The organism is Vibrio crassostreae (assembly GCF_041439375.1).
GTDB classification, from domain to species: Bacteria; Pseudomonadota; Gammaproteobacteria; order Enterobacterales; family Vibrionaceae; genus Vibrio; species Vibrio crassostreae_D.
Genome location: NZ_JBGONY010000047.1, coordinates 15,334 through 40,664 on the forward strand (window position 1 = coordinate 15,334; position 25,331 = coordinate 40,664).

Annotated in this window: 22 protein-coding genes and 3 pseudogenes; 11 read left to right on the top strand and 14 right to left on the bottom strand. The window is 43.8% G+C overall.

Features of this window, described 5'->3' with window-relative positions; all coding sequences use genetic code 11:
* Nucleotides 1-144: 144 nt before the first annotated feature.
* The 5 genes from ACED45_RS17565 to ACED45_RS17585 all read right to left on the bottom strand — a co-directional run bounded on the left by ACED45_RS17565 (nucleotide 145) and on the right by ACED45_RS17585 (nucleotide 3,899).
* Nucleotides 145-765: a glutathione S-transferase family protein gene (locus ACED45_RS17565; protein ID WP_371714605.1), complete on the bottom strand. Its 621-nt coding sequence runs from the start codon at nucleotides 763-765 to the stop codon at nucleotides 145-147.
* Nucleotides 766-802: 37 nt separating this feature from the next.
* Nucleotides 803-1,834: an NADP-dependent oxidoreductase gene (locus tag ACED45_RS17570; RefSeq protein WP_371714606.1), complete on the bottom strand. Its 1,032-nt coding sequence runs from the start codon at nucleotides 1,832-1,834 to the stop codon at nucleotides 803-805.
* Between the two features lie 140 nt (nucleotides 1,835-1,974).
* A complete protein-coding gene (locus ACED45_RS17575) occupies nucleotides 1,975-2,568 on the bottom strand; it encodes a TetR/AcrR family transcriptional regulator (RefSeq protein WP_327784890.1) in 594 nt (197 codons plus the stop codon).
* A gap of 155 nt (nucleotides 2,569-2,723) precedes the next feature.
* Nucleotides 2,724-3,197, bottom strand: coding sequence for an FKBP-type peptidyl-prolyl cis-trans isomerase (locus ACED45_RS17580; RefSeq protein ID WP_371714607.1), 474 nt, complete (start codon nucleotides 3,195-3,197; stop codon nucleotides 2,724-2,726).
* A 75-nt stretch (nucleotides 3,198-3,272) separates the two neighbouring features.
* Nucleotides 3,273-3,899 (bottom strand): thioredoxin domain-containing protein, encoded by a 627-nt coding sequence (locus ACED45_RS17585; protein WP_371714608.1) that lies wholly within the window; start codon nucleotides 3,897-3,899, stop codon nucleotides 3,273-3,275.
* A gap of 270 nt (nucleotides 3,900-4,169) precedes the next feature.
* Here ACED45_RS17585 and ACED45_RS17590 point away from each other — a divergent pair, with 270 nt between their 5' ends.
* A complete protein-coding gene (locus ACED45_RS17590) occupies nucleotides 4,170-4,805 on the top strand; it encodes an OmpA family protein (RefSeq protein WP_371714609.1) in 636 nt (211 codons plus the stop codon).
* Nucleotides 4,806-4,912: 107 nt separating this feature from the next.
* On the opposite strand, the gene ACED45_RS17595 is transcribed toward ACED45_RS17590, so the two are convergent.
* Entirely contained in the window at nucleotides 4,913-5,272 is a 360-nt protein-coding gene (locus tag ACED45_RS17595) for a glutaredoxin family protein (protein ID WP_371714610.1), read from the bottom strand.
* An 89-nt stretch (nucleotides 5,273-5,361) separates the two neighbouring features.
* The gene (gene norR, locus ACED45_RS17600) at nucleotides 5,362-6,954 is read right to left on the bottom strand and encodes a nitric oxide reductase transcriptional regulator NorR (RefSeq protein ID WP_146490738.1); all 1,593 of its coding nucleotides are present in this window, start codon (nucleotides 6,952-6,954) and stop codon (nucleotides 5,362-5,364) included.
* Between the two features lie 370 nt (nucleotides 6,955-7,324).
* On the opposite strand from norR, the gene hmpA reads away from it, so the two are divergent.
* On the top strand, nucleotides 7,325-8,521 hold the full coding sequence (gene hmpA, locus ACED45_RS17605; RefSeq protein WP_371714611.1) for an NO-inducible flavohemoprotein: 1,197 nt from the start codon (nucleotides 7,325-7,327) through the stop codon (nucleotides 8,519-8,521).
* 136 nt (nucleotides 8,522-8,657) lie between these two features.
* Here hmpA and ACED45_RS17610 read toward each other — a convergent pair whose 3' ends face one another.
* Nucleotides 8,658-9,605, bottom strand: coding sequence for a TDT family transporter (locus ACED45_RS17610; RefSeq protein ID WP_371714612.1), 948 nt, complete (start codon nucleotides 9,603-9,605; stop codon nucleotides 8,658-8,660).
* 366 nt (nucleotides 9,606-9,971) lie between these two features.
* Nucleotides 9,972-11,378 carry a H(+)/Cl(-) exchange transporter ClcA gene (clcA, locus tag ACED45_RS17615; RefSeq protein WP_371714613.1) on the bottom strand — a complete coding sequence of 469 codons (1,407 nt, stop codon included), beginning with the start codon at nucleotides 11,376-11,378 and terminating at the stop codon, nucleotides 9,972-9,974.
* Nucleotides 11,379-12,092: 714 nt separating this feature from the next.
* Between clcA and ACED45_RS17620 the strand changes: the two genes are divergently transcribed.
* The 3 genes from ACED45_RS17620 (at nucleotide 12,093) to ACED45_RS17630 (ending at nucleotide 15,302) form a co-directional block, all read left to right on the top strand.
* Complete coding sequence (locus ACED45_RS17620) at nucleotides 12,093-13,076, top strand: CobW family GTP-binding protein (protein WP_285953580.1); 984 nt, start codon at nucleotides 12,093-12,095, stop codon at nucleotides 13,074-13,076.
* 181 nt (nucleotides 13,077-13,257) lie between these two features.
* Nucleotides 13,258-14,544 carry a DEAD/DEAH box helicase gene (locus tag ACED45_RS17625; RefSeq protein WP_371714614.1) on the top strand — a complete coding sequence of 429 codons (1,287 nt, stop codon included), beginning with the start codon at nucleotides 13,258-13,260 and terminating at the stop codon, nucleotides 14,542-14,544.
* A 137-nt stretch (nucleotides 14,545-14,681) separates the two neighbouring features.
* On the top strand, nucleotides 14,682-15,302 hold the full coding sequence (locus ACED45_RS17630) for a LysE family translocator (protein WP_146490734.1): 621 nt from the start codon (nucleotides 14,682-14,684) through the stop codon (nucleotides 15,300-15,302).
* Nucleotides 15,303-15,559: 257 nt separating this feature from the next.
* Here ACED45_RS17630 and ACED45_RS17635 read toward each other — a convergent pair whose 3' ends face one another.
* Nucleotides 15,560-17,587: a PhoX family protein gene (locus ACED45_RS17635; protein WP_371714616.1), complete on the bottom strand. Its 2,028-nt coding sequence runs from the start codon at nucleotides 17,585-17,587 to the stop codon at nucleotides 15,560-15,562.
* Nucleotides 17,588-17,842: 255 nt separating this feature from the next.
* Between ACED45_RS17635 and ACED45_RS17640 the strand changes: the two genes are divergently transcribed.
* The 3 genes and pseudogenes from ACED45_RS17640 to ACED45_RS17650 all read left to right on the top strand — a co-directional run.
* On the top strand, nucleotides 17,843-18,184 hold the full coding sequence (locus tag ACED45_RS17640) for a YggL family protein (protein ID WP_371707436.1): 342 nt from the start codon (nucleotides 17,843-17,845) through the stop codon (nucleotides 18,182-18,184).
* Between the two features lie 387 nt (nucleotides 18,185-18,571).
* A pseudogene (locus ACED45_RS17645) lies at nucleotides 18,572-19,165 on the top strand (spondin domain-containing protein); the annotation flags it as partial.
* Nucleotides 19,166-19,167: 2 nt separating this feature from the next.
* Nucleotides 19,168-20,352: pseudogene (locus tag ACED45_RS17650) on the top strand (sensor histidine kinase); the annotation flags it as partial.
* A gap of 65 nt (nucleotides 20,353-20,417) precedes the next feature.
* Here ACED45_RS17650 and ACED45_RS17655 read toward each other — a convergent pair.
* Together ACED45_RS17655 and ACED45_RS17660 are read right to left on the bottom strand one after the other, a co-directional pair.
* Nucleotides 20,418-20,882 carry a hypothetical protein gene (locus tag ACED45_RS17655; protein WP_008219313.1) on the bottom strand — a complete coding sequence of 155 codons (465 nt, stop codon included), beginning with the start codon at nucleotides 20,880-20,882 and terminating at the stop codon, nucleotides 20,418-20,420.
* 146 nt (nucleotides 20,883-21,028) lie between these two features.
* Entirely contained in the window at nucleotides 21,029-21,958 is a 930-nt protein-coding gene (locus tag ACED45_RS17660) for a DMT family transporter (RefSeq protein WP_371714617.1), read from the bottom strand.
* A gap of 149 nt (nucleotides 21,959-22,107) precedes the next feature.
* On the opposite strand from ACED45_RS17660, the gene ACED45_RS17665 reads away from it, so the two are divergent.
* On the top strand, nucleotides 22,108-22,566 hold the full coding sequence (locus ACED45_RS17665; RefSeq protein WP_371714618.1) for an Lrp/AsnC family transcriptional regulator: 459 nt from the start codon (nucleotides 22,108-22,110) through the stop codon (nucleotides 22,564-22,566).
* A 170-nt stretch (nucleotides 22,567-22,736) separates the two neighbouring features.
* Here ACED45_RS17665 and ACED45_RS17670 read toward each other — a convergent pair whose 3' ends face one another.
* On the bottom strand, nucleotides 22,737-22,979 hold the full coding sequence (locus ACED45_RS17670) for a hypothetical protein (protein ID WP_146490726.1): 243 nt from the start codon (nucleotides 22,977-22,979) through the stop codon (nucleotides 22,737-22,739).
* Nucleotides 22,980-23,247: 268 nt separating this feature from the next.
* Nucleotides 23,248-23,823, bottom strand: a complete 576-nt coding sequence (locus ACED45_RS17675) for a hypothetical protein (RefSeq protein WP_371714620.1) — start codon at nucleotides 23,821-23,823, stop codon at nucleotides 23,248-23,250.
* A gap of 96 nt (nucleotides 23,824-23,919) precedes the next feature.
* On the opposite strand from ACED45_RS17675, the gene ACED45_RS17680 reads away from it, so the two are divergent.
* Nucleotides 23,920-24,597: a hypothetical protein gene (locus tag ACED45_RS17680; protein ID WP_371714621.1), complete on the top strand. Its 678-nt coding sequence runs from the start codon at nucleotides 23,920-23,922 to the stop codon at nucleotides 24,595-24,597.
* Between the two features lie 530 nt (nucleotides 24,598-25,127).
* Nucleotides 25,128-25,241: pseudogene (locus ACED45_RS17685) on the top strand (acetoacetyl-CoA reductase); the annotation flags it as partial.
* Nucleotides 25,242-25,331: the final 90 nt, after the last annotated feature.

Consider the following 25,331-nt stretch of genomic DNA (forward strand, 5'->3'; position numbering starts at 1 on the left):
AAACTCTATGGCTGTTCAGTTAGAGTTCGGTATTGTTGTCGAAATGAAGACAAATGAGAAGCCAAAGCAGAAGATAAATCGGCTTTGGCTTCATTTAGTTGCTTGTGCTTATCCTAAGCGCGTCCGAGCTTGATTGAAACTCGATCAGTTCGAGTGTTCTAGCTCTACTTGCTCTGCTTTTTGGTAAGCAGGGTGGTCAGCCAAAAGCTTACCGTATTTAGCAATGTTAGGGTAAAGCGCAGTTGCACCAAAGTTACCAACGATTTCTACGATGAACGACATCATAAAGTCTGCACCTGTTAGTGTGTCTGCAACCAAGTAGGTTTTACCTTCAAGTGCATTATTCACGTAAGTTAAGATCTTTTGGTTTTCATCGTCAGCGTAGCCGCCAAGGAAATTAGTCTCGCAACCGTCTTTCATCACAAAGATTTTAAGCAGCATCGGCAAAATACCTGAACTCTCAGCAAAATGTAGCCACTGTGAATATTCTACGTAGTCTGCGGTGCCGCGTGTAGGTGCGAACTTACCCTGACCGTATTTGTCAATTAGGTACTCCGTGATCGCACCAGATTCAGTGATCACGATGCCATCATCTTCAATGACAGGAGATTTACCCAATGGGTGAACGGACTTAAGCTCTAGTGGCGCAAGAAAAGTGACACTGTCTCGTTGGTATGGTTTGATCTGGTAATCTACCCCAAGCTCTTCCAACAGCCAGATGATGCGCTTTGAGCGTGATTTATTCAGGTGATGCAAAGTAATCATGATTCTACCTAGTTAACTAGCGGGTTCAGTTTTGAATTTATTTAGCTTCGTTTGTTTTGATAACAAGCTTACCGAAGTTTTGGCCTTCTAATAGACCCATGAATGCTTGTGGCGCCTCGTCTAGACCTTCAATTAGGTGCTCACGATAGTGCATCTTGCCTTGAGACAACCATTCGGTCATTTGAACAGCAAACTCGTTATAACGGTGCGCGTAGTCATCAAAGATAATAAAGCCTTGCATCTTAATACGCTTGACCAGCAGCGTACCCATCAGGCTAGATATGCGATCCGGGCCTTCAGGCAGTGATGTCGCATTGTATTGAGAGATAAGGCCACATACAGGAATACGAGCACCGGTGTTAAGCAATGGCATTATGGCATCGAAAACCTTGCCGCCAACGTTTTCAAAATAAACGTCGATGCCGTTGTCACACGCTTTAGCCAATTGCTCCGCGAAGTCGTCAGCTTTGTGGTCGATGCATTCATCAAAGCCAAGAATCTCTTTCGCGTACTGACACTTCTCTTGACCGCCTGCAACGCCGATAACACGACAGCCTTTTAGTTTGCCGATTTGTCCAACGGTTGCGCCTACAGCACCTGTTGCTGCTGCAACGACTAGCGTGTCGCCTTCTTTAGGTTGGCCGATATCAAGCAAGCCCATGTAAGCAGTAAAACCAGGCATACCCATGATGCCAAGCGCGTAAGAAGGGTGCGTTGGTTCTTTACCTAGTTTGATTAGGCCTTCACCGTTAGACACACCAAGATCTTGCCAACCTGTGTAAGCCAGAACCCATTCGCCAATTTCGTAATCAGCGTGGTTTGATTCTTCAACCTGACATACGGTTGCGCCAACCATTACTTCATCAACCGCAACGGGATCTGCGTAGGATTTAGCATCGCTCATACGACCACGCATGTATGGGTCTAGAGAAAGGTAAACTGAGCGAAGTAACATCTCGCCGTCTTTGATACTTGGTGCAGCTACTGTCTCTAAACGGAAGTTGTCTTGAGTCGGTGCGCCAACTGGGCGAGAAGCCAATACGATGCGGCGATTGTCTTGTTGAGTCATTGGATATCCTTAATTTATGTTTTACATATTTAGAATTAGACCAGTCGTCTAGTCTTGTTGTCTAAAAATCCCGCCGTCATCAAATTGATAAGAGGGCGGGTGATTTGTTTTAAGTTAAAGCCAATCAAACGCGCTGCGCGTTATTGGCTTTCACCTTTTAAAATTCGTTCAGTAAGGCTTAAAGCCGTCTGTAAGCTATGGGAGCTCTGGCTTAGTTTGCTTAATAAGCTTGCACCTAACCACATAGAGTATAGGTTCTGAGCTGCTTCTTGGCTGTCTTCAACCTTTATAGAGCCATCTGCAATACCGCCGACAATGCACTGTTCGATGGTATTCGTCACTTTCTCAGCACCTTTTAACAGCGCTTGGCGCATAGGATCAGAGAGATCAGAAACTTCCGCGCTGAGTTTAACGACTAAGCATTTATGAGCATTACAGGTACCGTTTTCGGTCTTCGCCCATAGCGAGAAATAGCTCAAGATTCGCTGATAATGATTACCTTCACCGTGTACTAAAATAGCTTCAATCTTAGTGATGTAGTTTTCAAAATAGTGCTGAATCAATGCCTCACCAAATTGCTCTTTAGATTTAAAGTAGTGGTAAAACGATCCTTTCGGCACGTCCGCTTCTTTAAGCAATTGCGATAGGCCAACGCCGTTAAAGCCGTTGTTTACTATTAGTTGATAGCCAACATCTAAAACATGTAGGCGTGTGTCATTCGTTTTTTCGTTCATGGGCGGTACTATAAGTTAAATTAGACCAGTCGTCTAGTTAGCGGTTTTCTAAGTTATATGCGGTCTTTGCGAAAGTGGTCAAAGTGCTTTTAAATGTTCAGATATAAAAAAGCCCCAACATAGCGCGTATGTTGGGGCTTAATCAGTCACTTCGATTATTTGATAGAGATGAGTTCTACATCAAAAATCAGAGTCGATGATGGTGGGATAGGGCCTGAACCGCCTTTACCGTAAGCTAGAGTGCTTGGAATGAATAGACGAACTTTTTGGCCTTCAACCATGTAAGTCAAACCTTCTTGCCAGCCTTTGATTACTTGCTTAAGGGCAAATGAGATTGGCTCGCCACGCTCAACAGAGCTGTCGAAAACAGTGCCATCGATCAGCGTACCATGGTAGTGAACCGTTACTTTGCTGTTCTTAGTTGGGTGTTCTGTGCCTGTACCTTCTTCAAGAACAAGGTATTGAAGACCGCTTTCAGTCGTAATCACGCCTTCTTTAGTGCCGTTTTCAATTAGAAATTGCTGGCCTTGTTCGAAGTTTTCTCCGCCAGACTTATGATTCGTCCAAGTACGGTAAATCATGAAACCCGCCAAAAGAAAGACAATGATCGGGATGACAAATTTAGACATAGTAAAACCTATTTATATTGAGTGCTGAATTTCGTAGTTAATGCAGAATGTGTTAATCCGCTAGCAAAGCAGCGATTATGGTTGAGTCAAAAGGTAGTTGATCGTTTTTGCGATACCAGCAACGTCTTGGTGACCTGCTGTTAGTACTTGGTATTTACCGTTGATGATAAAGGTTGGTACTGAGTTGATCTGACCTTTTACTGAGATCTCTTCTGCTTTTTTAACGTAGTCGAAAAGAGCGACTGGTTGTTCTTTGTTCAGCTGGTATGGGCTAATCAAACCACGAGAAGTAAACGCTGTCTCTAGTGCTTGTTGACGCTGCTCTGGTGTTGCATCTGCACCCATTTGAACGGCACCAAATAGGTCGTCCATAAACGCGTGGTCAGGCGTCGCATCAAGCTGCATCACTGCTGTGTAGTAGATCATTGCGCTGATTTGAGCGCTTTCGTTGAACGTCACGTGCATCTTGCCAATAGTTTGGTCTGTTAGAGATTCAATCTCTGGAATAGCACTTTCCATTTGACGGCAGTGACCACAGTTAAGAGAGAAGATTTCAGTGATCGGAGACAAGTTAAATTCTGTTAGAGCAGTTGGAAGCGCTTCGTATTGAACGCCTTTTTGTGGCTCGTCTGTTTCACTACAACCCGCGATAATAAGTACGGCAGCGAGTGCTGTGATGAATTTAGTAAATGGTTTAAACATAATGTTTGCTCTAGCGTTGAGAAGTCGTGAGATTCTAACTATTTAGTACGAATTGGAAAACAATTATAAGGTAAATAAATGCAAACAGTTGGAACTAGCGGGTGAAGGAAGGCTAGTTGACGGTTAACTGTGATCAACAGCACTTTTTTTTGTCTGGTTTCTTTTGGTATAAAGTTTTCGTCTAAAGTTTTTCCCTCGGTGCCGATATAGACATTAGTGAATGGTTTATATGCATGAGTGGTTGGTGAAGTAATGAGATATTTAGCGATAATGTTAAGCATAGCTTTGGTAGGGTGTGAAACGACATTACCAACGGGCATGTTGGGCGATGATATGCTAGAAACTGCACCGCAAACCGATTACGACTTGATGCATCCTGAATGGGGTGTGGTTCAAACGACTCATGTAGCAAGCAATCGTGGATACTCGATTCAGAGCAGCACCCATCAACAAAGCACCATCACTACCAACTACGGACGTGGCGTATCGACTAACGATCCACTGGAAGTCTTTCTAAGACAAAACCGCATCGATTTTGAAGTATTGCCGGGTAACCATGTGATGGTAAAGCTTGAGCAGCACGTGAACTTTAAAACAGGTTCTGCTTTCCCTGAACCAGCTTATAACCAATGGCTAGATACGTTGGGCAGCTACCTTGCTCAGCGCCAAGATATTGATGTGGTGATTGAAGGTCACACCGATAATACGGGCACAGATCGAATCAACGATCCGCTATCAGAGCAGCGTGCAAAAGAAGTGAAGACTCGATTAGAGAGTAACTACGTGTCAAGCCGCTCCATTTATACACGAGGCTTTGGCGAGTATGTACCAGCTTGTACGAACGCCTCTGCGCAAGGCAAGGCGTGTAACCGCCGTGTGGAATTGATGCTGATTGTCGCCAAATAGCCTCTGGCGTTTTTGCTCCAAACTAGACGAATTCACAAATAACAGACATAAAAAATCCCTCACATTCGAGGGATTTTTTATGTCTGGCTTTCGCTTAGCTTGTGAGCTTATGCGAATTGTTTTTCCAAGTAAGCAACGATGTCTGAAGACTCGTACATCCACTCAGTTTTGCCGTCTTTTTCAATACGTAGACAAGGCACTTTCACACGACCGCCGCCAGCTTCAAGTTCTGCACGGTGTTGCTCGTTGTTTTTTGCATCACGAAGTTCAAATTGAACCGATTGACGTTTCATCGCGCGGCGCACTTTCACACAAAATGGGCATGCTTCGAATTGGTATAACGTGTGCGTTTTTGCTTGCTCATTCACTTTGCTTTGCTCTTCTTGAGAACGCTTCATACCACGTGGGCTGAAAACAAAGTTCAATAACAAGATGACACGACCTAAGAACCAACGGATAAACTTCATAACTCTCTCTACATATTTAAAATTAGCGTTACAATTTGCAGCATTATATACACAAGTTTTGTCAGATGCTCGCAACAAACCGCTAATATCTATTTTGTCCGTTCGATCGTGTGAGACTTAGCCACATTTAGCCCTAAACGCTTAGACAGTCGAGTCAGGTTTGCTCGGTCTGTTTTCAGAACACGGCCTGCTTGTGCCCAGTTAAAATTGGCATCTTCCAATACCTCAGTAATGATACTGCGTTGAAAATCATCCGTTGCACCACGTAACCCTGCAGAGAGGTCGATCGTTGGTGTTGATAATGGCGTGTTCTTCACCTGTGTAGTCGCAATCGGCTGATCTTGGTCGAGTGGACCACAATCTTCTTTAGTGATTGTCACGAGGTTTTTATTGGTGCTACGCGCCAATGCTTTCAATGCTGAACGACTGATCACGTGCTCAAGTTCACGAACGTTACCTGGCCAACCATAACGGTTTAGGAAAGAAAGAACGTCAGAGCGGAACTTAACTTGGTTGATACCAAGCTTACGACGCGCTTGTTCTAAGAAGAAACCAGCCAATAGGCTGATGTCGTCACCACGATCTTTCAGTGCAGGCACCGCGATAGGGTACACACTCAGTCGATGGTATAAATCGGCTCTGAATCGACCGTCTTCAACTTCTTGCTTTAAGTCTCGGTTGGTTGCAGCCAGAACACGAACATCAATGGTTTGGATATTGTCTTGGCCAACAGGTTGGATTTCGTTGTTTTGCAGCGCACGCAGTAACTTACTTTGCGCAGCTAAGGGTAATTCACCAATTTCATCTAAGAACAGTGTGCCACCATCGGCTAGAGCAAACTTACCTAAGCGGTTTTTGTCTGCGCCAGTAAACGCACCACGAACGTGACCAAACAATTCACTTTCTACTAAGTTTTCAGGAATTGCAGCACAGTTTACGTAGACGAGTGGGTTACGTTTACGCTGCGATTGGTGGTGCAGGGTACGAGCAACGAGCTCTTTACCAACACCAGTATCCCCATGAATCAAGATATTAAATTCAGACGGTGCGACAACCGCGATGTCGTTCTTGAGCGCGACCATGGTATCACTGTTACCAATCAACTCGCCGCCATCACGCTCCCACGCTTCAACGTTTAACTCTTCTAATAGCTGCTTAGACTGTTTGGCTTGATGTTCAAGCTGAGAAAAGGTCAATGCCATCTGCATGCTTGAAGCCGCAATCGCTGCTAGTACTTCAAGGTTACGTGCTGGAATATTAGCGAAGACATCAGGTTTTAGGCTGTCTAGGGTTAGCACTCCTAATAATTTGTCACCAAACAGCAGAGGTAAACCCATGCAGGCGTGCATTGGCAGATCGCCATCATGATCGATCAGCAGACCATCAAAAGGATCAGGGAGTGAACTATCAGAATCGAAACGAACAGGAGAGCGAGATGCACATATCTCCGCAAAACGTGGGTGCTCTGAAATGATGAAACGACGACCGAACGTGTCTCGACTGAGCCCTTGCATTGCGATAGGTACTAGTGTGTCACCTTGAAGGCTTAAAAGCGCGACACAATCACACGTAATGGTTTTACGGATGGCATCGATAAGGCGATTAAAACGATCTTGATCGTTCACACCACTTGCAAGGCCAATGGTCATTTCCATGAGGGTAGATGCGGAGATATCTTGCATAAAAAACTCTAACTCTGTGTGTTTATATACATAATAGAGTCTTATTGACCTAAAAAAAAGGTCTTTTTGACATTTTTATAAGATGGATTTTGAGATTAAAACCAGTAATGACGGGGATTGATAAACTTGGCATCGATTGTGCAAAAGAGTCATCGAAGCCCGATTATAACTCTGATTAAAAAGAGTATTCTTGATCTCAATCAATCAGGTGGCATTAATCAGGTTTTGCGATTTTTTGAAACGAAAACGAGTCAAAATAACTCAGTTTCTAAAAATAACTAAGGCTTCAGAAAATCGATAAGTCATTCTTAATTTTTCAAGTAGTCAAAATGACATATAGGTCATAAGACTCAGTGTTCGGAGTAAATTCATGCTTAACAACGCACATATCGAAATCATCAAATCTACTATCCCGCTACTTGAGAGCGCAGGCCCGGCTTTAACTCAGCACTTTTATCAACGTATGTTCACGCATAACCCTGAGTTGAAAGATATCTTCAATATGACTCACCAAAGAACAGGTCGCCAAGGCGTAGCACTGTTTGAAGCTATCGCGGCTTATGCAAAGAACATTGAAAACCTAGCAGCGCTAACAACCGCGGTTGAACGCATTGCCCAGAAACACACAAGTTTTAACATTCAACCAGAGCATTACCAAATTGTTGGTTTACACCTGATTGAAACTTTACGCGAATTGGCTACAGAAGCTTTTACTCCAGAAGTGGAGGAAGCGTGGACAGCTGCTTACCTTTTCTTGGCTCAAGTATTCATCGATCGTGAAGCTGAACTTTACCTACAGCGTAAGCAAGCTGTTGGTGGTTGGGAAGCGGCGCGTACATTCGTGATTGCAGACAAGATTGAAGAATCAGCATTGGTAACAAGCTTCATTCTACAGCCAAAAGACGGCGGCGAAGTTCTAGACTATACGCCAGGTCAATACATTGGTATCGAAGTGAAACCTGAAGGGGCTCAATACAGCGAGATTCGTCAATACTCACTGTCTGATAAGCCAAACGGTAAGCAATACCGCATTTCTGTTAAACGTGAAGGCAATGGTCAAGAAACACAAGGCGTTGTATCTAACCACCTACACGATACGGTTGCTGTTGGTGATGAAGTTAACCTATACGCACCAGCCGGTGACTTCATGTATCAAGAGCGCAGCAAGCCAGTAACGCTTATCTCTGCAGGTGTTGGTGTAACACCAATGCAGTCTATGCTTGAATTTCTAAACACGGAAGATAAAAACGAGCCAGTACTTTACCTGCACGCTTGTGAGAACGTAGGTCAACACTCTTTCACAACTCGTGTTAAAGATATCGTTGCCGACAAAGGTTGGGAAGCGAAAACGTGGTACATGAATAAAGATGAATCTGCATGTGAAAATACGCATCAAGGTCAAATAGATCTAGCGTCTATCTCTGATACTAAAGGTTTTGAAGAGAGCGACTTCTACATCTGTGGCCCTGTTGGCTTCATGAAAAACATCGTAGAGCAGCTAGATGCATTGAAAGTTGACCGTTCACGCGTTCACTATGAAGTATTTGGCCCTCACGCAAATTTCTAAGTTCTCCCGGCAGTTGTATTAGCACTCGCCTGAACGACTAAAAACCTTGCCTATTCAAAAGGCCTCACAGTGTGAGGCCTTTCTTGTTTGGAGGAGCGCTGAATCGAGAGGTTCTAGAAAAGATGGGTTGAGTTGATTATGAGCGCTTCGTCTTTTTTGACATGTAGTGAGTATCAAAAAACTCAGGCCAGTACATTTTCACGTATCCACCTGCAACCCAAATTACTAGGATGGTCGCGATGGTTAGCTCGAAGAAACCAAACTTGTGCAGCCAATACCATTGCGGGTATTCCGCGCCGAAAAACGTAGTTAGACGATGCATGGCAATAGCGCTGATCACGGAAGGGAAAGTGACGGCAGCAATCGAAGGTTGGAATTTCAGACGCATCAATCGTATGTAACACAAGTAGATCAATAGTGTCATGGTGATAGCAATGCCAGCCAACGCGCCTGTAAGAATCGGGTCTGGGTCGTCGAAGTTAACCAAGTAAGCCGCTAAAGACAGGTTCACAGGTGCTGCCATGATGGCTAAGGTTGGTCTTGCTCGGCGTGGCAGGTTTCCTTCGAATACCAAGCGGTACAACACCACTGGCAGCATTAGGAAATAGATACCGATACAAGTGGCCGCAAGTGTTTCTGAAAAAACGGTGTGCCCAAATTGTGAACCTGCTAAGGAACTGCTGATTAACCCCACCGGATACAGAAACCAACTCGGTACAATGTTCGACATTTTGAAGTTGATGATCTGGAAACTAAAGAACAACACCATCATGGTAAAATGCAATAACAACGCGCAGAACCAGACTGGGTAAGCAATGACTGGAGAGATTTCGGCTAAATAGTCGCATAGAATCAATAACGCCATGCTCATTGGTGCCATCAAGCTTCCACTAAGCGGATGACGAATGTCATTGATGAAAGTATTAAAGCTGGTGAGATAACGAAGTAAAACGGGTAGCAATAACAGTGCGCCAAATGCAGCAAGGTAAGGGCGAATGATCTCACCAACCCCTGGCAGATATAATGCCCAAGCTTGTCCTAGTCCAATAACGCCAAGTGCCAAAGACGCCTGAGATGGCGGCACATTTTTTACTTGGGTTAACCTTCTCCAGTTCAACGCCTTTCTCCAACTAGTTATTTATAGAATATGAGTTATATAGAATGTGAGCTGTTTATATAATATGAGTCAATTATAGAATTTTTGCTCTAGAGTGAGCGCTCAGCTGTGTCCTCAATAGATGTTAAGGACACTCAAATAATTTTGAGTGGATGATAGCAAGTTTAACGTTTGCTTTTTTGATTTTGATACGAAATCGGGACATTAAGCACGAGGAAAGTGTGCTTTATTTTTTGAGTGATTTATAAATACCGAGCTTGGTTTGCTCATGTATCAGTGGAACTTAACGAGTTACGTTTAAGTCCCACATTTGAACTACCGTTCTCAATGTCGTTAACGTACTTCCTCTTGCTGAGGGAGGTCTTGCTGTCTTAGCTTCTCGTTTTTCAGCGTACGGTTAAGCAGCTGACTGTAAATTGGCTGTCCACCTAACATTTGAGCAATGATTACCGCACCTAAGCAGGTGATGATCAACGGCAGGATCAGGTAGTAGTTATTAGTCATTTCAATAACCAACAGAATACCAGTGATAGGCGCTCGCACGGTGGCGGCAAATAAGGCTCCCATGCCAGCAATTGCAAACATACCCGGCTCAATATTCAGTTCAGGAAAGAATGCCGCCGCGATAAGCCCAAACGCGTAACCAAAGAGCGTTCCTAGAGCAAGCATTGGTGCAAAGATACCACCCGGTGCACCAGAGCCGAAACAAAGCAGGGTAGTGATCACTCGGCCTAAGAAGATTAACAGCAGCACGTTTGCGCTGTAGTTGCCATTAGTGATGTTCGGGATGATACCAATACCACCGCCAGTCAACTCCGGTATATAGAGCAGCAATAAGCCAAAGCAACCGCCCAGCAGGGAACCTGTCATTAAGTAGCGTTTACGGTCATTCTTGTGTATTGCCACAAACAGGTCTTGCGAAAGTGTAATCAACTTATTGAAAATCACACCAAACAGGCCGAACAACACGCCTAACAACAAGAATAACCACAGAGCATCCAGTTCAGGCGGTTGGTATTGAGGCATTGTGATAACGGCAGACTGTCCGTTGATTGATCGAAAAACGATGTTGGCTGAAACCGCGGAGATGATGACGGCTTTGATCGATATGAGTGAGTAGCGAAACTGTGGTCTCATCTCCTCGACTACAAACATGATGCCAGCCAGTGGTGCATTGAATGCGGCGGCTAAACCACCTGCGGCACCCGAAGCTAATAGTGAGTGGCGAGTGTCGTCATCTTTGACTCGAAAGATATCGGTGACCATGCGACCAATACTGCCGCCCATTTGAACGGTTGGTCCTTCTCGACCTAAAACCATCCCAGAACCTAATGCGCCCATACCGCCAAAGAATTTTACTGGCAATACTCTCCACCATCGAACAGGGCGCATACCGTCCATCGCCCCTTCAATTTCAGGGATGCCTGAGCCTGCAGCCTCTGGAGCAAAGCGATGAACGAGGAAGTAACCAATAAAGGCAAATGCAGCACTAATAAGGAAAGCGGCGAGCCAAAGGGGTAAATAGCTGCCGATTTCATCTTTAAGCCAATCGGTACGAGTTTCTGTGATGAAATGAACCGCGACTTCGAAATAGGTACCCACCACGCCAGCAAGTACACCTACAATACAAGAAAGAAAGAGAACTGAAGCTGGGGTCTTATCCCTTGAGAGAAATTGATTCATAGCATCCCTTGGCATTTTGGCTAGCAGGGACTGCTTAATTTTCTCTCTTCTGGTCATTGAGATAAGGCTCCTGAATAGGTTGAGGCGGGCTTGCCGTAAATTATACGCTTCCTCTGCATATCCTATAGCAACAAAGATGGAAAGTTGAATTTCATTTATGGAATGTGCGTGTTACATAAATGGAATCTATGGGCAATAGTGGAATCGCCGTCACAATTTTGATCGTTTCTCTGGTGGCGGCTTGAATATCCCCAAAAATGAACCATAGTTAAATCGTAAAGCAACATAACGAACCGCAAGGAGAAGTGAGGTTTTACACACAATTTGGATGGATTCAGAAACAAAGTTTTAGTTCCTCGTTAAATGTTCAGGTCGATATTTAAGGCTTCCTGATTCGCGAACTCACGATTGAGTAACGAGGGTGAGGCGTACTGAGTAAGTACGCCTTTAGTCTGTCTGGAGCATCCCATTTCCGCATTCTGCCTCTACTGCCTATCTCTTCAGATTATTTTCGCGCTAACCTTTATTAACGAATCTCAGTGTAATACCAATCGTAGTAAATAATTGGTCACCCTAGCTGGTTAAAATGCTCGATAACTGCGTTATGATTTTTTATTGTAGAATAACTACTTATCAAAAAATCACGCCTTGTTCTCAAGCCTTTTTCCTGCGCTATTTCTGAACACTTACTTACTGTGATTGGTATAAACAATCGATTGGGGTCAACTTTTTAGTGATTGAGTATATACTCCCTTAAAAAGGAGAACTGATATGACTAAAAAAGTTCCTACAAATATTATTACGGGTTTCTTGGGTGTTGGTAAAACGACAGCCATTTTGAACCTGTTAAAAAATAAACCTGAAAATGAAAACTGGGCTGTTCTGGTTAATGAGTTCGGGGAAATTGGTATTGATGGTGCATTGATGACAGATCAAGGCGCTTTGATTAAAGAAGTACCGGGTGGCTGCATGTGTTGTACAGCAGGCGTTCCTATGTCGGTGGGCATTAATGCCTTACTTCGCCAAAAGCCAGATCGTTTATTGATTGAGCCAACAGGGCTTGGTCACCCTAAACAAGTGATTGCAACGTTAACTTCAGAGCAATACACACCTTATGTTGATTTAAAAGCGACGCTTGGTTTGGTAGACCCACGAAATCTATCTAATGAAAAGTACACGTCGAATCAGAATTTCAATGATCAACTAAACAGTGCAGATGTGATTCTTGGTACTAAGGTAGACCTTGTTCATGCTGAAGATATCGATGTGTTTAATGATTGGGTGACTGATCAAACGCCAGCAAAAGTCTTCCATAAGCTAATCCATGACGGCGAAGTGCCACTGGAAGTGTTGGACATTGAAAGAGTGTATGGCAGTGCTTCATCTCATATTGAAGCGCACCATCACGATCACGCTGAACAAGAACCTCAATTCCAACTTCCTCCCGGTGAAGCTTTCATCCGTAAAGAGAATAAAGGACAGGGTTATTTTAGTTGTGGATGGCTGTTTGGTGCAGAGCATAAGTTCGACTTTGATGCACTATTCTCAATGTTGTCTGATTTGACGGCTGAACGTGTAAAAGCCGTGGTGAATACAGACCAAGGTTGCTACGCGTTTAACGTGGCGAATCAAGTCGTGTCAGTCAATGAAATCACACTAGATGGCTTTGAATCTCGACTGGAAGTGATCGACTCACAGCTAATGCCATGGGGCGATCTCGAACAGATTCTGCTCAAGCTGTGTGGCATCAAATAGGGTTTAATCTCTGTTTGAACTGAATAATCGGGTGTTTACTTCGTCGATGGCGTGGTAAACACCGGATTAAATGAGAAAGTTTGCGTTATATCACGATAAATGTGAGATAAATCACTCTAATTACTTTATAGTGCTCGGCTGAAATAAGAATGTAGGCTGTCTGCTTAAGGAACCCGTAACAATGTCATTTTCCTCTCAAGGTTTTGCTCCTGAATTAGTCAAAGCGTTGACTGAGTGTGGTTATGAAAAACTCACTCCAATTCAACAAAAAGCGATTCCAATGGCTCGTAAAGGCCATGATATTTTTGCTACTGCTCAAACCGGTACGGGTAAAACAGCGGCATTCTCATTGCCTGTTATTCAGCACCTACTGAACAGCGGTAAAAAAGCATCTCGAGGAACGGCTCGCGGGCTTATTCTGGCTCCAACTCGTGAGCTTGCTGCGCAGATCGCTCAAAACATCAAAGACTACGTTAAATACACTGAACTAAGCGTTTCAGCGGTTTACGGTGGTAACAAGATGTCTTCACAGGTTCGTCAATTAGAGCTGGGTGTGGATATTCTGGTTGCGACTCCGGGCCGTTTAGAAGAGCACTTAGAAGCGGGTAACGTGTCTATTGCTAACCTAGAGTTCCTAGTGTTTGATGAAGCTGACCGTATCCTAGATATGGGTTTCATCAATGCTGTTCGTAAGATCATGCTGGATGTAGAAACATCGCCACAAATCATGATGTTCTCGGCGACAACATCGACTCAGTTGAATCAACTGTCAGTAGATATTTTACGTAAACCAAAACGTATTAGTGTTGAGCGTGAAAACTCAACGGCTGCTACTGTCGGCCACGTGGTTTACCCAGTGGATCAAGAACGTAAAACAGAACTGCTTTCTGAACTGATTGGTCGTAAAAACTGGCGCCAAGTGCTTGTTTTTGTGAACTACAAAGAAACAGCGAACGGTGTAGTTAAAGAGCTTAAGCTAGATGGCATTAAAGCAGTATTGTGTCACGGTGATAAAGCGCAAAGTGCTCGTCGTCGTGCTCTAGACGATTTTAAAGAAGGTAAAGCGCGTGTAATGGTAGCAACAGACGTTGCGGCTCGTGGTCTTGATATCGAAGACTTACCACACGTAATCAACTACGACATGCCTTTCCTAGCAGAAGACTATGTTCACCGTATTGGACGTACTGGTCGTGCAGGTAAGCAAGGTCATGCTGTCTCTTTCGTTAACCGCGAAGAAGAGTTAACCGTGGTTCAGGTTGAGAAATTGATTCAACAACGTATTCGTCGTGTTGAACAACCAGGTTACGAACCGAAGAAGCGCGACGCTTACATTGAAAAGCTGAACACCAAGTCGGCTTACAAAAACCGCCAAGGTCGTAAGAACAACGCGAACGAAGAGCCTCAAGATCAAGCGAGTGCAGAACGTCGTTTGACTATGATGAAGCGAATTAAAAACCGTCGTAAGTAAAATTACGGTTGGTAATGAAAAAGAGCCACTGTATTGTGGCTCTTTTTCGTTGTGTCGCTAAATACAAGGTCGCTCCTTACAAAGACAGTTCAACAAGCTAAAACACTCAAATAAAAATAAATCGATAAGGTAATAATATGGATAGCGCGCTACTTTGGGCTTTTATTCCCACGTTTTTCTTTGTGTCAATCACACCTGGCATGTGTATGACCTTGGCGTTAACGTTGGGCATGAGCATCGGTTACAAGCGTACATTATGGATGATGATCGGTGAACTGGCTGGCGTCGCGGTAGTTTCAGTGGCCGCAGTATTGGGTATAGCTTCGATCATGCTGAATTACCCATGGTTATTTACAGGCTTCAAGTTTGTGGGCGCAGGGTACTTGTTCTATTTAGGCGTTCAGATGTGGCGTTCAAGAGGCAAACTGGCGATCAGTACTGATAATCAAGAAGCTCAAGTGAACAATGATTGGGACTTGGTGGTTCAAGGCTTCGTGACTGCAATTGCGAACCCGAAGGGGTGGGCATTTATGATCTCTCTGCTTCCTCCTTTTATCAACAGCAGTAAAGATTTAGCGCCTCAACTGATGATTTTGGTGTCTATTATCTTGGCTTCTGAATTTGTTTGTATGACTCTGTACGCGACAGGCGGTAAGAGCCTTAAACACATGCTCGGCAAGGCTGACAATGTGAAGTTGATGAACCGTATTGCCGGCACGCTAATGATGGGCGTGGGTGTGTGGTTGTTCGTGAGTTAATTCTGCTTTAACGACGACGGGTAGAGAGATCCTCGACTCAGTCGTTCCTCCTTCTCGAGGATGACGCGTGCTTGGGATGATGAGTACTTAGGATTACGGTGAGTTTTGAAAATTCGGATTCTTACTTAAACCAAAGAATGAATAGAATATAAAAAGAGCGATAGGGCAATTAGCCTTATCGCTCTTTTTGATTTTACTTAGCTAGCGAACAGAAACTAGATAGCAGTAAGATTGCTGACCTTAGCTAGATTTGCTTATTAAACCGCGATTTCACCACCGTCTTCACGGCGAATGACAACTGTCGATGCTCTCGGGCGAACATTGCCTTGAGTTTGAGCCGTTGCATCTTCAGACGATGGCCAGTTTGCTGGGTGTTGAATGTTCACGAACAGTGATTTGAAGTCTGGGCTGATAGTAAAGCCAGTCACTTCACAACCGTTTGGACCAACAAAGAAGCGCTTAAGTTGTGCTTGGTTGTTAGCATCGATCACCGCGCTGTTGCCTTTATCATCCGTTAACTGAGACGGAACCACAGCCAGCATTTGGTCGTTGGTGTAGCCCGTTACTTCGTCTGCGCCGTTATCAGTTTGAATCCACAGGATGCCACGAGCATCAAACGCTAAGCCGTCAGGACTAGCGAATTGGTTCATGTCTGTTAGACCAGAGCGGTTGATAGATTTGTCTTCCACGGCTGGAGAGCCGAATACAAAGATATCCCAATCAAATTCGCCTGCCGTTTTGCCTTCGTCCCAACGGATAACATGACCAAACTTATTGTTTACGCGAGGGTTCGCTGAATTGGCTTCTTTACGCTTGTTGTTATTAGTTAGCGTTAGGTAAGCGGTACCTGTCATTGGGTCAACAGAGCACCATTCAGGACGGTCCATAGGGGTTGCGCCTACAAGGTCGGCTGCACCTGCGGTATTAACGATAAGTGCTGCTTGAGAGTCAAACGTATCACCTAGCTTGCCACCGTTGGTGGTTTTGCTGTTTAGTGTTAGCGGTAACCATGTGCCCGAACCATCATCGTTGAACTTAGCTACGTAAAGCGTGCCTTTGTCCATGTATTTGTCGCCCGCACTTAGTCGGTTGCTTGGCTCAGCGTCACGCGGGTCCCATTTCGCTTCAGAAACAAATTTGTATAGGTATTCGAAACGAGAATCGTGGCCAGAGTAGAATACGATCGGCTCGCCTTCGGTTAGCTTACCAAACGTACAACCTTCATGACGGAAACAACCCAGAGCAGATCGCTTCTTAGCACGTGAGTTTGCTGTGTATGGGTCGATCTCAACAATGTAGCCGTGACCGTGTGCTTCGTTACGGTAATCGTCCATTGGAGAATCAGCGGTTGGTGTCACGTCAAAACGTGCAAACTCATCCAAGCGTTCTTGTTTGTCACCAGAAAGCGTGTCCCAACCGTAGCGAGTTTTGTCCGTCGCGATGCCGATACGTTCTTGAGCCGGTGTAGTTGCACCTTTATTGACAAAGTAACCCGGCCAGTTCTCTTCACAAGTTAGGTAAGTGCCCCAAGGTGTGTAGCCGTTGCCACAGTTATTTAATGTGCCGCGAGCTTGGCTGCCGTCTTGTGAGAATCTGGTTTTGGTAAACTCACTGTGAGCGACAGGGCCAGATAGATCCATGACTGTCGCGCCTGTGTAGCGGCGGTTAAGCGGATCGTCGTCGACCATTACCCATTGGTTGCCTTCAAGCTTAACGCGAACAACACTCACGCCGTGTGCGTTAATCTCTTTGCGTACTTCATCAATGTTAGGACGAGCGCCTTCATTGTATGTCGGGCCGTTAGCGTGCAGGGCTTTTTGGTCAATGTATTCGTGGTTGATCACCAACAAACCATCATTGCTGTTGCCATCAAGCGGGAAGAAGTGCATGCCATCGTGGTGCATTCCCAGTGCATTAGCTTGGTCTTGTGCGTTGTTTGTACCGTCTTTTAACCAAGCATTACCTTGCTTGTTAAGTGGCGTGCCCCAAGGAGCGAGCACTTGTGCTGTGTAGCCTTTCGGTACGACAACACTGTCAGTCAATGAGCCTTTAACCGATTCAAACGCTAGAGTCGCGGCGCTTTTCTGCGCGCCTTTTGCTTGCATTGTTGCGGCGTTAGCTGTGCTGTGACCCGCTAAACCAAACGCGCCAAAAGCGGTCATTGCACTGATGCCTAATCCGCCTTTTAACACGTTTCTTCTTGAAAGGTTTGCATCTAGAACTTCTTCGAAGGGTTTGTTTTTACTCTTGTTAAAACGAGTGCTATCAAATGTTTCCTTGCTCATTGCGACTGCTTCCTATTGGCTGGCTTTATTATTCGTTATTTATGACTTACCCGCGTACTAATGAATTGGTTAATAACTTGGGTAAAGTGTGTGACCAATCGTGAAGCAGTTAAGTGACAGATTTTTATAGTTTTTATTAAGCTTTTGTTTCTGTAGCACGATTTTTGCCATAACACTTCTCATGCAAGACAAAACACTTGGGGATTGGGTTAGAACTGTGTATAAATGCTTAATCAAATGAAAAGAGAGACAGTTATGAAATTAGATAAAATCGAAAACAAAAATCGTCGCCTACGCAAAAAGCTATACCTAGGTGAATTCGCGATTCTGGGTTTTGAAGTAAGCTGCAAGACATCGATTGCTGATTTTGACCAATACGATGTGTTCATCGATGAATTTATCGATTTTATCGACAGCATCGGCCTGTGCTTTGGTGGCGGTGGTTTAGAGCTGTTCGAAGGTTTCTTATGTTCTATTGAGCGCTACCGTTCAGTGACAGAAGCAGAGCAACTGCAAGTAGCGCAGTGGCTTGAAGCTCGCGCAGAAGTAAGCAAAGTAGAAGTAAGCGAACTTGTTGACGCAAACTACGCATTCTAAATTGGTGTTGTTCGGCGAACTCAGTTGGAAGCGAATAGAGCTTTCCTGAGATAAGCTTTATACATCAGTGAAAGGCCCAGTCGGTATATCGATTGGGCCTTTTTGCGTTTGGTCTGCGCTATTCTTGAACCATGATTTCTTGTGTAACTCTCATTTCTAGAACGAGAGTTTCTATTTATATACCAGTCTCTTAGATCTATATCTCTGGATAGTAAGAAGTTTGAATAAACTTGTGAGAGTTTTATGAGAATTCAATGAAGTTGCTGATAGATTTGATCGCCATTCTTAGAGTCAACACCACCACAGTTCGTTCTGGCAAAGGTAACGGTATATCGCTGTTATTCGTTTTGTTGGCAACGATAGGACTCGATAAAGGATGGAATCAAAATGAACAAACGTACTCAAATCAGCTTAGTGATCAGCTCGGCTATGTTGACCCTCGGAGCGGCTCAGGTTCAGGCTGCAGAGCTTGAGGTGACCGTTACCAACGCAACGAAAGGGATCTACTTTACGCCTATCTTGGCAGCCGCTCATGACTCCAGCTTGTTCATGTTTAGAACGGGTGAGAGTGCTTCTGCGGAATTGGAATCGATGGCCGAAGGTGGTGATATTTCAGGTCTATCGAGTTTGATTGCTAACGCGGGTGGTGTGGTGGTTGAAAACCCAGCTAGCGGAATTCTTAACCCGGGCGTCGCAACTACGTTTGATATCGACACTGGTGATTTAGCTTACTTGTCATTGGGTGCAATGCTGCTGCCAACCAACGACGGTTTTGTTGGCTTAGACCGTTGGAAAATCCCAACTCAAGCGGGCATCTACAAAGCGACCCTCAATGGCTATGACGCAGGCACAGAAGCCAATGATGAGCTAGCGGGCAGCATGCCAAACCCGCCATTTATTACCTTTGGTGCTGGTGGTACCGGAGTTGAAACTGCAGTGTCAAACGCTAAGGTTCATATTCATCCGGGTAACATCGGTGATCCAAAGCCCTTAAATCCATATTTCATACCTTGATGTTGATTGGTCCCGATTTCGACATTTATTTTCTCGACAGCCAAGGAAATATCACGACGCACGCTGCGCCAGAAGGCACTGTGTTGGCAAGCCAGATAGACTTAGCACCCATTAGACAATTTTTAAATGACGAGCCTTATCCGATTCTTGGCGAAGACCCTATCAATCCTGATTCTCGTAAGGTGTTTTCCGTTGCTGCGATTGAAGAGTTGGGTTCAACAGTTGGGTATCTGTATGTGTTGATTGGCAGTAATCGCCATACCGTGATTGCTAATTCGCAAGTCGACACACCTTATATGGCGCTAGCAGGACTTATGCTGATCTCTATCTTAGGTTTTGCGATTGGGGCTTACCTGCTCGTGAAGCGCAGCCTCTTAAACCCTATCGAAGAAGTTACAAACAAACTGCAGCAGCAAGCAGAACAAGATTTCCGTCTTGACCCCAACTTCATTCATCAAGTACCGGAGTTGGTGCCGATTGCACGCTCTTATCAGTTGATGGCGAAACACATTCAACAGCAATTCTTACAGCTTGAATATCAGTCATCACATCGCAGACAAAGCTTATTGCAGCTCAGTCATGATTTGAAAACGCCATTGTCGAGCGTGTTGGGTTATCTAGAAACGTGGAAGATTCAAAACCCGCAATCAGACCCATTAATTGACGTTGCTTACCGCAATGGCAATAAGTTGTCTGAACAGCTCCATTCACTGCTCGACAGTGCCAAACATGACAATTCTGTTCCTACCTATCAATACGTGTCGATAGATTTGAATGGGTTACTGAGTGAGTGCTTAGAAACGATTCAAAGTCAGTACCGCCATAAAGATGTCGAACTTAAGGTGGATATGCCTGATGGAGTAAAAGCGGCTGGTGACAGTGACTTGCTTGAAAGGTTGATTTTGAACTTGTTAGACAATGCGTTGAGGCATAGCCCAAGTGGAACAGCTGTTTCACTGAGTGTTGATTTTGAACCGGATTCGAAGCGGGTGAGAGTCGTGATTCACAATGAGGTGGAGCAGGAAGCACCGAATGGTTCATTGGGCATAGGAACCAAGATCGCTCAGTCGATACTGATGTTGCATCACAGTGTGCTAGAAACAACAAAGGCAGAGAACTCATTTCAGCAAAGCTTTTACTTGCCTTCGATATAGTTCTTTCTGCCTTTGGTATTCGCTGGGCTGTTTTTGAATTGCAGCCAGCTAAAGATTAAGCAAGGTTACGCGTCTTTCTTCTCTTCGTTGCCTTCATTTACTTTTGCGTAGAAGTGAAGCAACTCAGTTAACTCTTTAACCCAACCGAATGCATCTTTAGGTGCGTTCTTTAAGATCTTCTCTACTTTTTCGCAGTGCACTTCGATTGCGATTGCTTCTTCAAGGTTGAAAGAGATTGAGTAGAAGTGCCAAAGCAGTAGGCGAGTCATGCGCTCGATGTTTTGTTGTGAGTTATCCGACTCAGAAAACGCTAGGTTTACTTCGCCAAGCGCAATAGCCGTCATTCGCAGCATCGCATCGAATTTTGCCGACTGCATGCGCTCTTCGCTGGTTACTTCTTCTTGTTCGAACGTGAACAATTCTGTCATTGCGTCTTCAGGAACAAGGCGATGGATCATTCTTAAACTAAATTCTTCTAGTTCATGACGAGGCATGGTGATTAAACAATTTAAGGTGTAGTCGCGTTGCATGGTGTTCTCTTGAATCAGCAAAAAGGTCGGACAGTTTAATGGAGAAGCGAGCTTAGAAAAAGCAGATTTTAGATAAGCCTACCTTTGCAGGCTTATCTGGATGCCGCATACCTGAAAACTAGCGAAAATGGTGAATATAAAAAGCGCTACGCTTTACTATGGCTTGGCGGCTGATATTGCATGGATTGGTCGTTTCTCATGAAGATATTGCTCGCGACTAAACTACCAATGCAAATAGAACCAAGGGCAAGCCAAGTCATTGCATCTGGTACTTCGTTAAACAGTGGAATTGCCAATAGTGTTGCAACGGCAGGTGTCGCGCTTCCAAACGCAGCAGAACGTTCTGCCCCTAAGGTATTAACCGCATATAGGTAAGTGAATGCCGCTACTAAACCCGCTCCAACACCTTGTACCATTGAATGAATGGCTAGCTCTGCGAAAGGCCATTGAGCGAAAGGGGTATCCATTAAATGGCTAGGGAGCTTTCCGGTGAGGATAAGCAGCACTAACAACAAAGTAGAGCAGAGAGAAATAAACCCTGCACTGACCAAAGCATCTAGGTTGGCGACACGGGCAGAGATAGTGAAGGTTGCCCACATCAAGCTCCCGCACAGGAACAGTAAGTGACCTTTGGTGTATTCAAAATTGAAGCTAGTCAAACTGCTCCCCAAGAACAGCACAATACCAAGTAGCACCAAAGCTAGGCCAACGATTCGGTGGCGGCTAAGTGGTTGCTTGAAAAAAAACACCGCAATCCCAGTAACAAACAGAGGTAGTGTTCCGGGCACTAAAGCACTGCCGTGAGAAACAGGTACAAACTGCATGGCTGTACCTGCAACCAGCAGATAAGGCAGGCCACTACCGACAAACATACCTGCTAAGTAACGGTTAGGTACTGCTGTAATGGCACCACGCGCTTTCCACACCAAAGGTAATAGTATCAAAGCAGGAATAAGGAAACGTGTGAGTGCGATATCTGCAGGTGTTAAATCTGAATTCGCGCCGCCTTTAAGAGAAAGGAAAAAGCTCGCCCAGATCAGCAGAGTGACGGTAATTGATAGATAGCCAAGGTTCATAATAAACAATGAAAGTGAATGATGACTAATTATGGAGGAGAGCTCGTGCCTCAAGTTGGCAAGTTTCGTTCTAACTTGACCTATCATTGAGGATTTCTGCTAACATTCTTTCAATTGTTAACGAATTGAACTAATGAATGGCTTTCACTATGGACAGAATTGATAGACATCTTCTCGAGTTGCTGCAAAAGGACGGTAGATTGACCACAGCAGAGTTAGCTGATGAAGTCGGCTTATCCCCGTCACCTTGTGCTAGACGTATCAAAAGGCTTGAAGAAAAAGGCATTATCGACGGTTACCGCGTGAGCTTATCTCGAGAGAATGTGGGTGTGGCGATGAGTGTGTTTGTCGAAGTGAGCCTAAACAACCACCAAGAAGTGTCGATCGATAAGTTCGAAGGTGCCATTGTCGAGATGGAGGAGGTGATCAGCTGCCATGTCGTTTCTGGCGCTTATGATTATCTGTTAGAAGTCGTTAGCCCGAACCTGATGGCCTATGAAGCGTTTACCAGAAAGCTTCAGCGTCTCTCTAACGTTAAAGACATCCATACTCATCTAGCGATAAGACAAGTGAAAGGCAATGCGCCGCTTCCTGTTTACACCGACTAAGCAGAGGGAAAGTGTGAGTGTTATCGAGTATAGTGAGCTGAAAACGAAATGGTTTGATCTTTGGATAACAATGCGAAGGTGACAAAAGATCTTCCACAAAATGACAAAATCACGGCAATAAAAAACGGAGCACCTCGTGAAAGGTACTCCGTATATGATAGGTGCAAAACTTAGTGATACTTAAAGTGAGAGATTGAACAATCCCCAGTTTGTGCATTAATTCTGAATGAAAAAGCATGTGAATGGTAATCCACACCATCATTCCAAATTGTTTCTCCAAATATCTTACATAGCTCTAGCTCACTTACTGAACCGAACTCTTCCATGTGTTTAGCTACAGATAAAAGTTTACCTCTTATCTCTGCAGTCCATTCCGTGTTACTCAAGCAGTTGAAAGCCATAGTCTTTTGCATATTACCTAGCCAAAATGTTTCTTGTTATTAAGTTATATGAAGATTCATGATAACAATTTTCTGGCGTTTGTAAATCTATTTTGTGATGAATATCTCACATACTCGCTTGCATTGGTCGGAAATTGAACTTCATTGTTGATAGTTAGCACATTAGTTTTACAACTTATTGATAAAGCTTTGATTAGCGAGCTCTTAGAATATTATGAACTGGGTAGAACATATTTATCGGAAAAGTCCAGTCGAACAGTGAGGTGATCTAATGGTTTCTTCAGTTTGATACATCGCTTACCGGTTGGTTTGTGTGGCGTGCTTCATCAAGCATCGTAGCTTCTGTACGGTATATTGTAGACAGCTGCCGAAATTTGTCACTGAGTGTATAGAGATCTCGAGAGAGTGATTGTGAGCTTTGTACGTGCACCTGCGCACTTTCTGTTTGTCTCGGTAGTTTTGCTCTAGCACAATGTTTAGCGACGGCTTGCCAAGAATGTGCGAGAGACTCAGCCCCATCTAACTCGGTAGACACAACGTATGCCTGTTTTAATAGAACCTCAGAGACATTGTAAGCGGTATTCATATGACTATTGAGCTGTACATTAAACCTTTGTTCGTATTTTGCCCAAAGCTTAATGATCTGCTTTTTGGTGAAATGTTTGGATAACAGCGTTTGTGACTTGTAGGTTGAGAGAACTTGGTTGAATTCTTTGGTGTATTGGTTGTAACGTCCTTCAAATGAGAGCTGGCGATCCAACAGTATTTGCCAGTTTTCACTGCTACATTGGTTTGCTAGCACGACATTAGTACTCAAAGGTACACACACAATGATAACCTTCACCCAAAAACTCATGACTTTCCTCTACTTACCGCGTTCTCTATATAGAGTATAGATGAGCAGCAGCATGAGTTGATGTACACTTGAACCATACCTAAAACGGAAGAGCTGGTGGATTTGATGAAAAAAGCGCTGATCGCTTTACTTGTGTTGTTAATATTGGGAGGAGGAGCTGCGTATTACTTCTTGATCATGAATAAAGACCCAATTCCACCAGAGAAAATAGAAGAGCCAGCTGTAGAAGTTACTCAGCAGTCAGAATCTGACCTTGCACCCATAATGGATCTTCAGCCTGAACCAGAACAGACGGAATTTTACGTTTTGGATAGAAAGCTTGAAGTGGTAGAACAGCCTGAAATTGATGGGTTGATAACAGATTATCTCTACAAAGGTGAAAAGATCGAAGTGTTAGAGAAACAAGGCGAATGGGCTCGTATCTCTGATTATATTGTTCTCAAAGAAGGTGGCCCGCAGACAGCTGAATGGGTGTCTATGTCAGGTCTATCTAATGATGAAGTGATTATCTCAGAAAAAGAAAGCAAAGAGATATTAGATTCCTATTTGGTTAAGTCTGATGACCTCAAGATTCATCAAGAGAAATTCCGTAATTCGGTGGCTAAACTGCTCTCTGAAGGGGAGTGTGTCCCAAGTGATTTTGAAGAACTCGGCGGGTGGGTGAAATCGGTTAAGTACAGCAATCGAGATGTTTATTTTATTTATTGTGGTGGGTTGTCCCTTGAAAATAAAATTTATCTTGATGTAAATACAAATGAAATATTTATGAGGTAGAACCCCACGCTCTATTTATTAATAATGTTTACTTAAGCCCACTCATAGATTGAGTGGGCTTTTTTTGCCTATTCATAATGTTCAGCTTTCCAATCCAGAATGTTAATTATATTGAGTTTTATATGGAATGATAAGGAACTATTTATTAATGGCTAATAAGAGATTTATTATTATTACCATGATCAATCGTTTCAAAATCTCACTTTGCATTCTTCTTGAAACAAGCTAGGAAATATGGGTTTATCTCTTGTTAACAATGACTTATCTACTTGGTGATAAAGTTGAAAGTAAATAAATCTTTTTGATATCAGTATCTTGCATTAATTTACATGTTCGCAACATTTCATTGATTTTGAGAGGGAAGTCAAGTTTTTAATCATAAGATATAAATATTTTCCATTTGTAATAATATTTTTTGATTTTGAGTTGTAGGGTTTAATTAAAGCAAAACGTAAAGTTTAATTATCAACTAAGACATTATCTTATTAACATCATTGTTATTTAATTGCTTGTAAGGGATGGAACCATTAATGAAAAAGCTTGCTTTAATTACAGGGTCAAAAGGCGGTATCGGCTCAGCAATTTCCTCTAAATTAGTTGCAGACGGTTATCGTGTCATCGCGACTTATTTTACAGGAAACTACGGCTTTGTTGCGTAATTAAATTTAAAGATAGAACTACCCCGTTTCGCGTATTTCTTAATCAATACGACAAGTTTCAGGCATACCTAACCC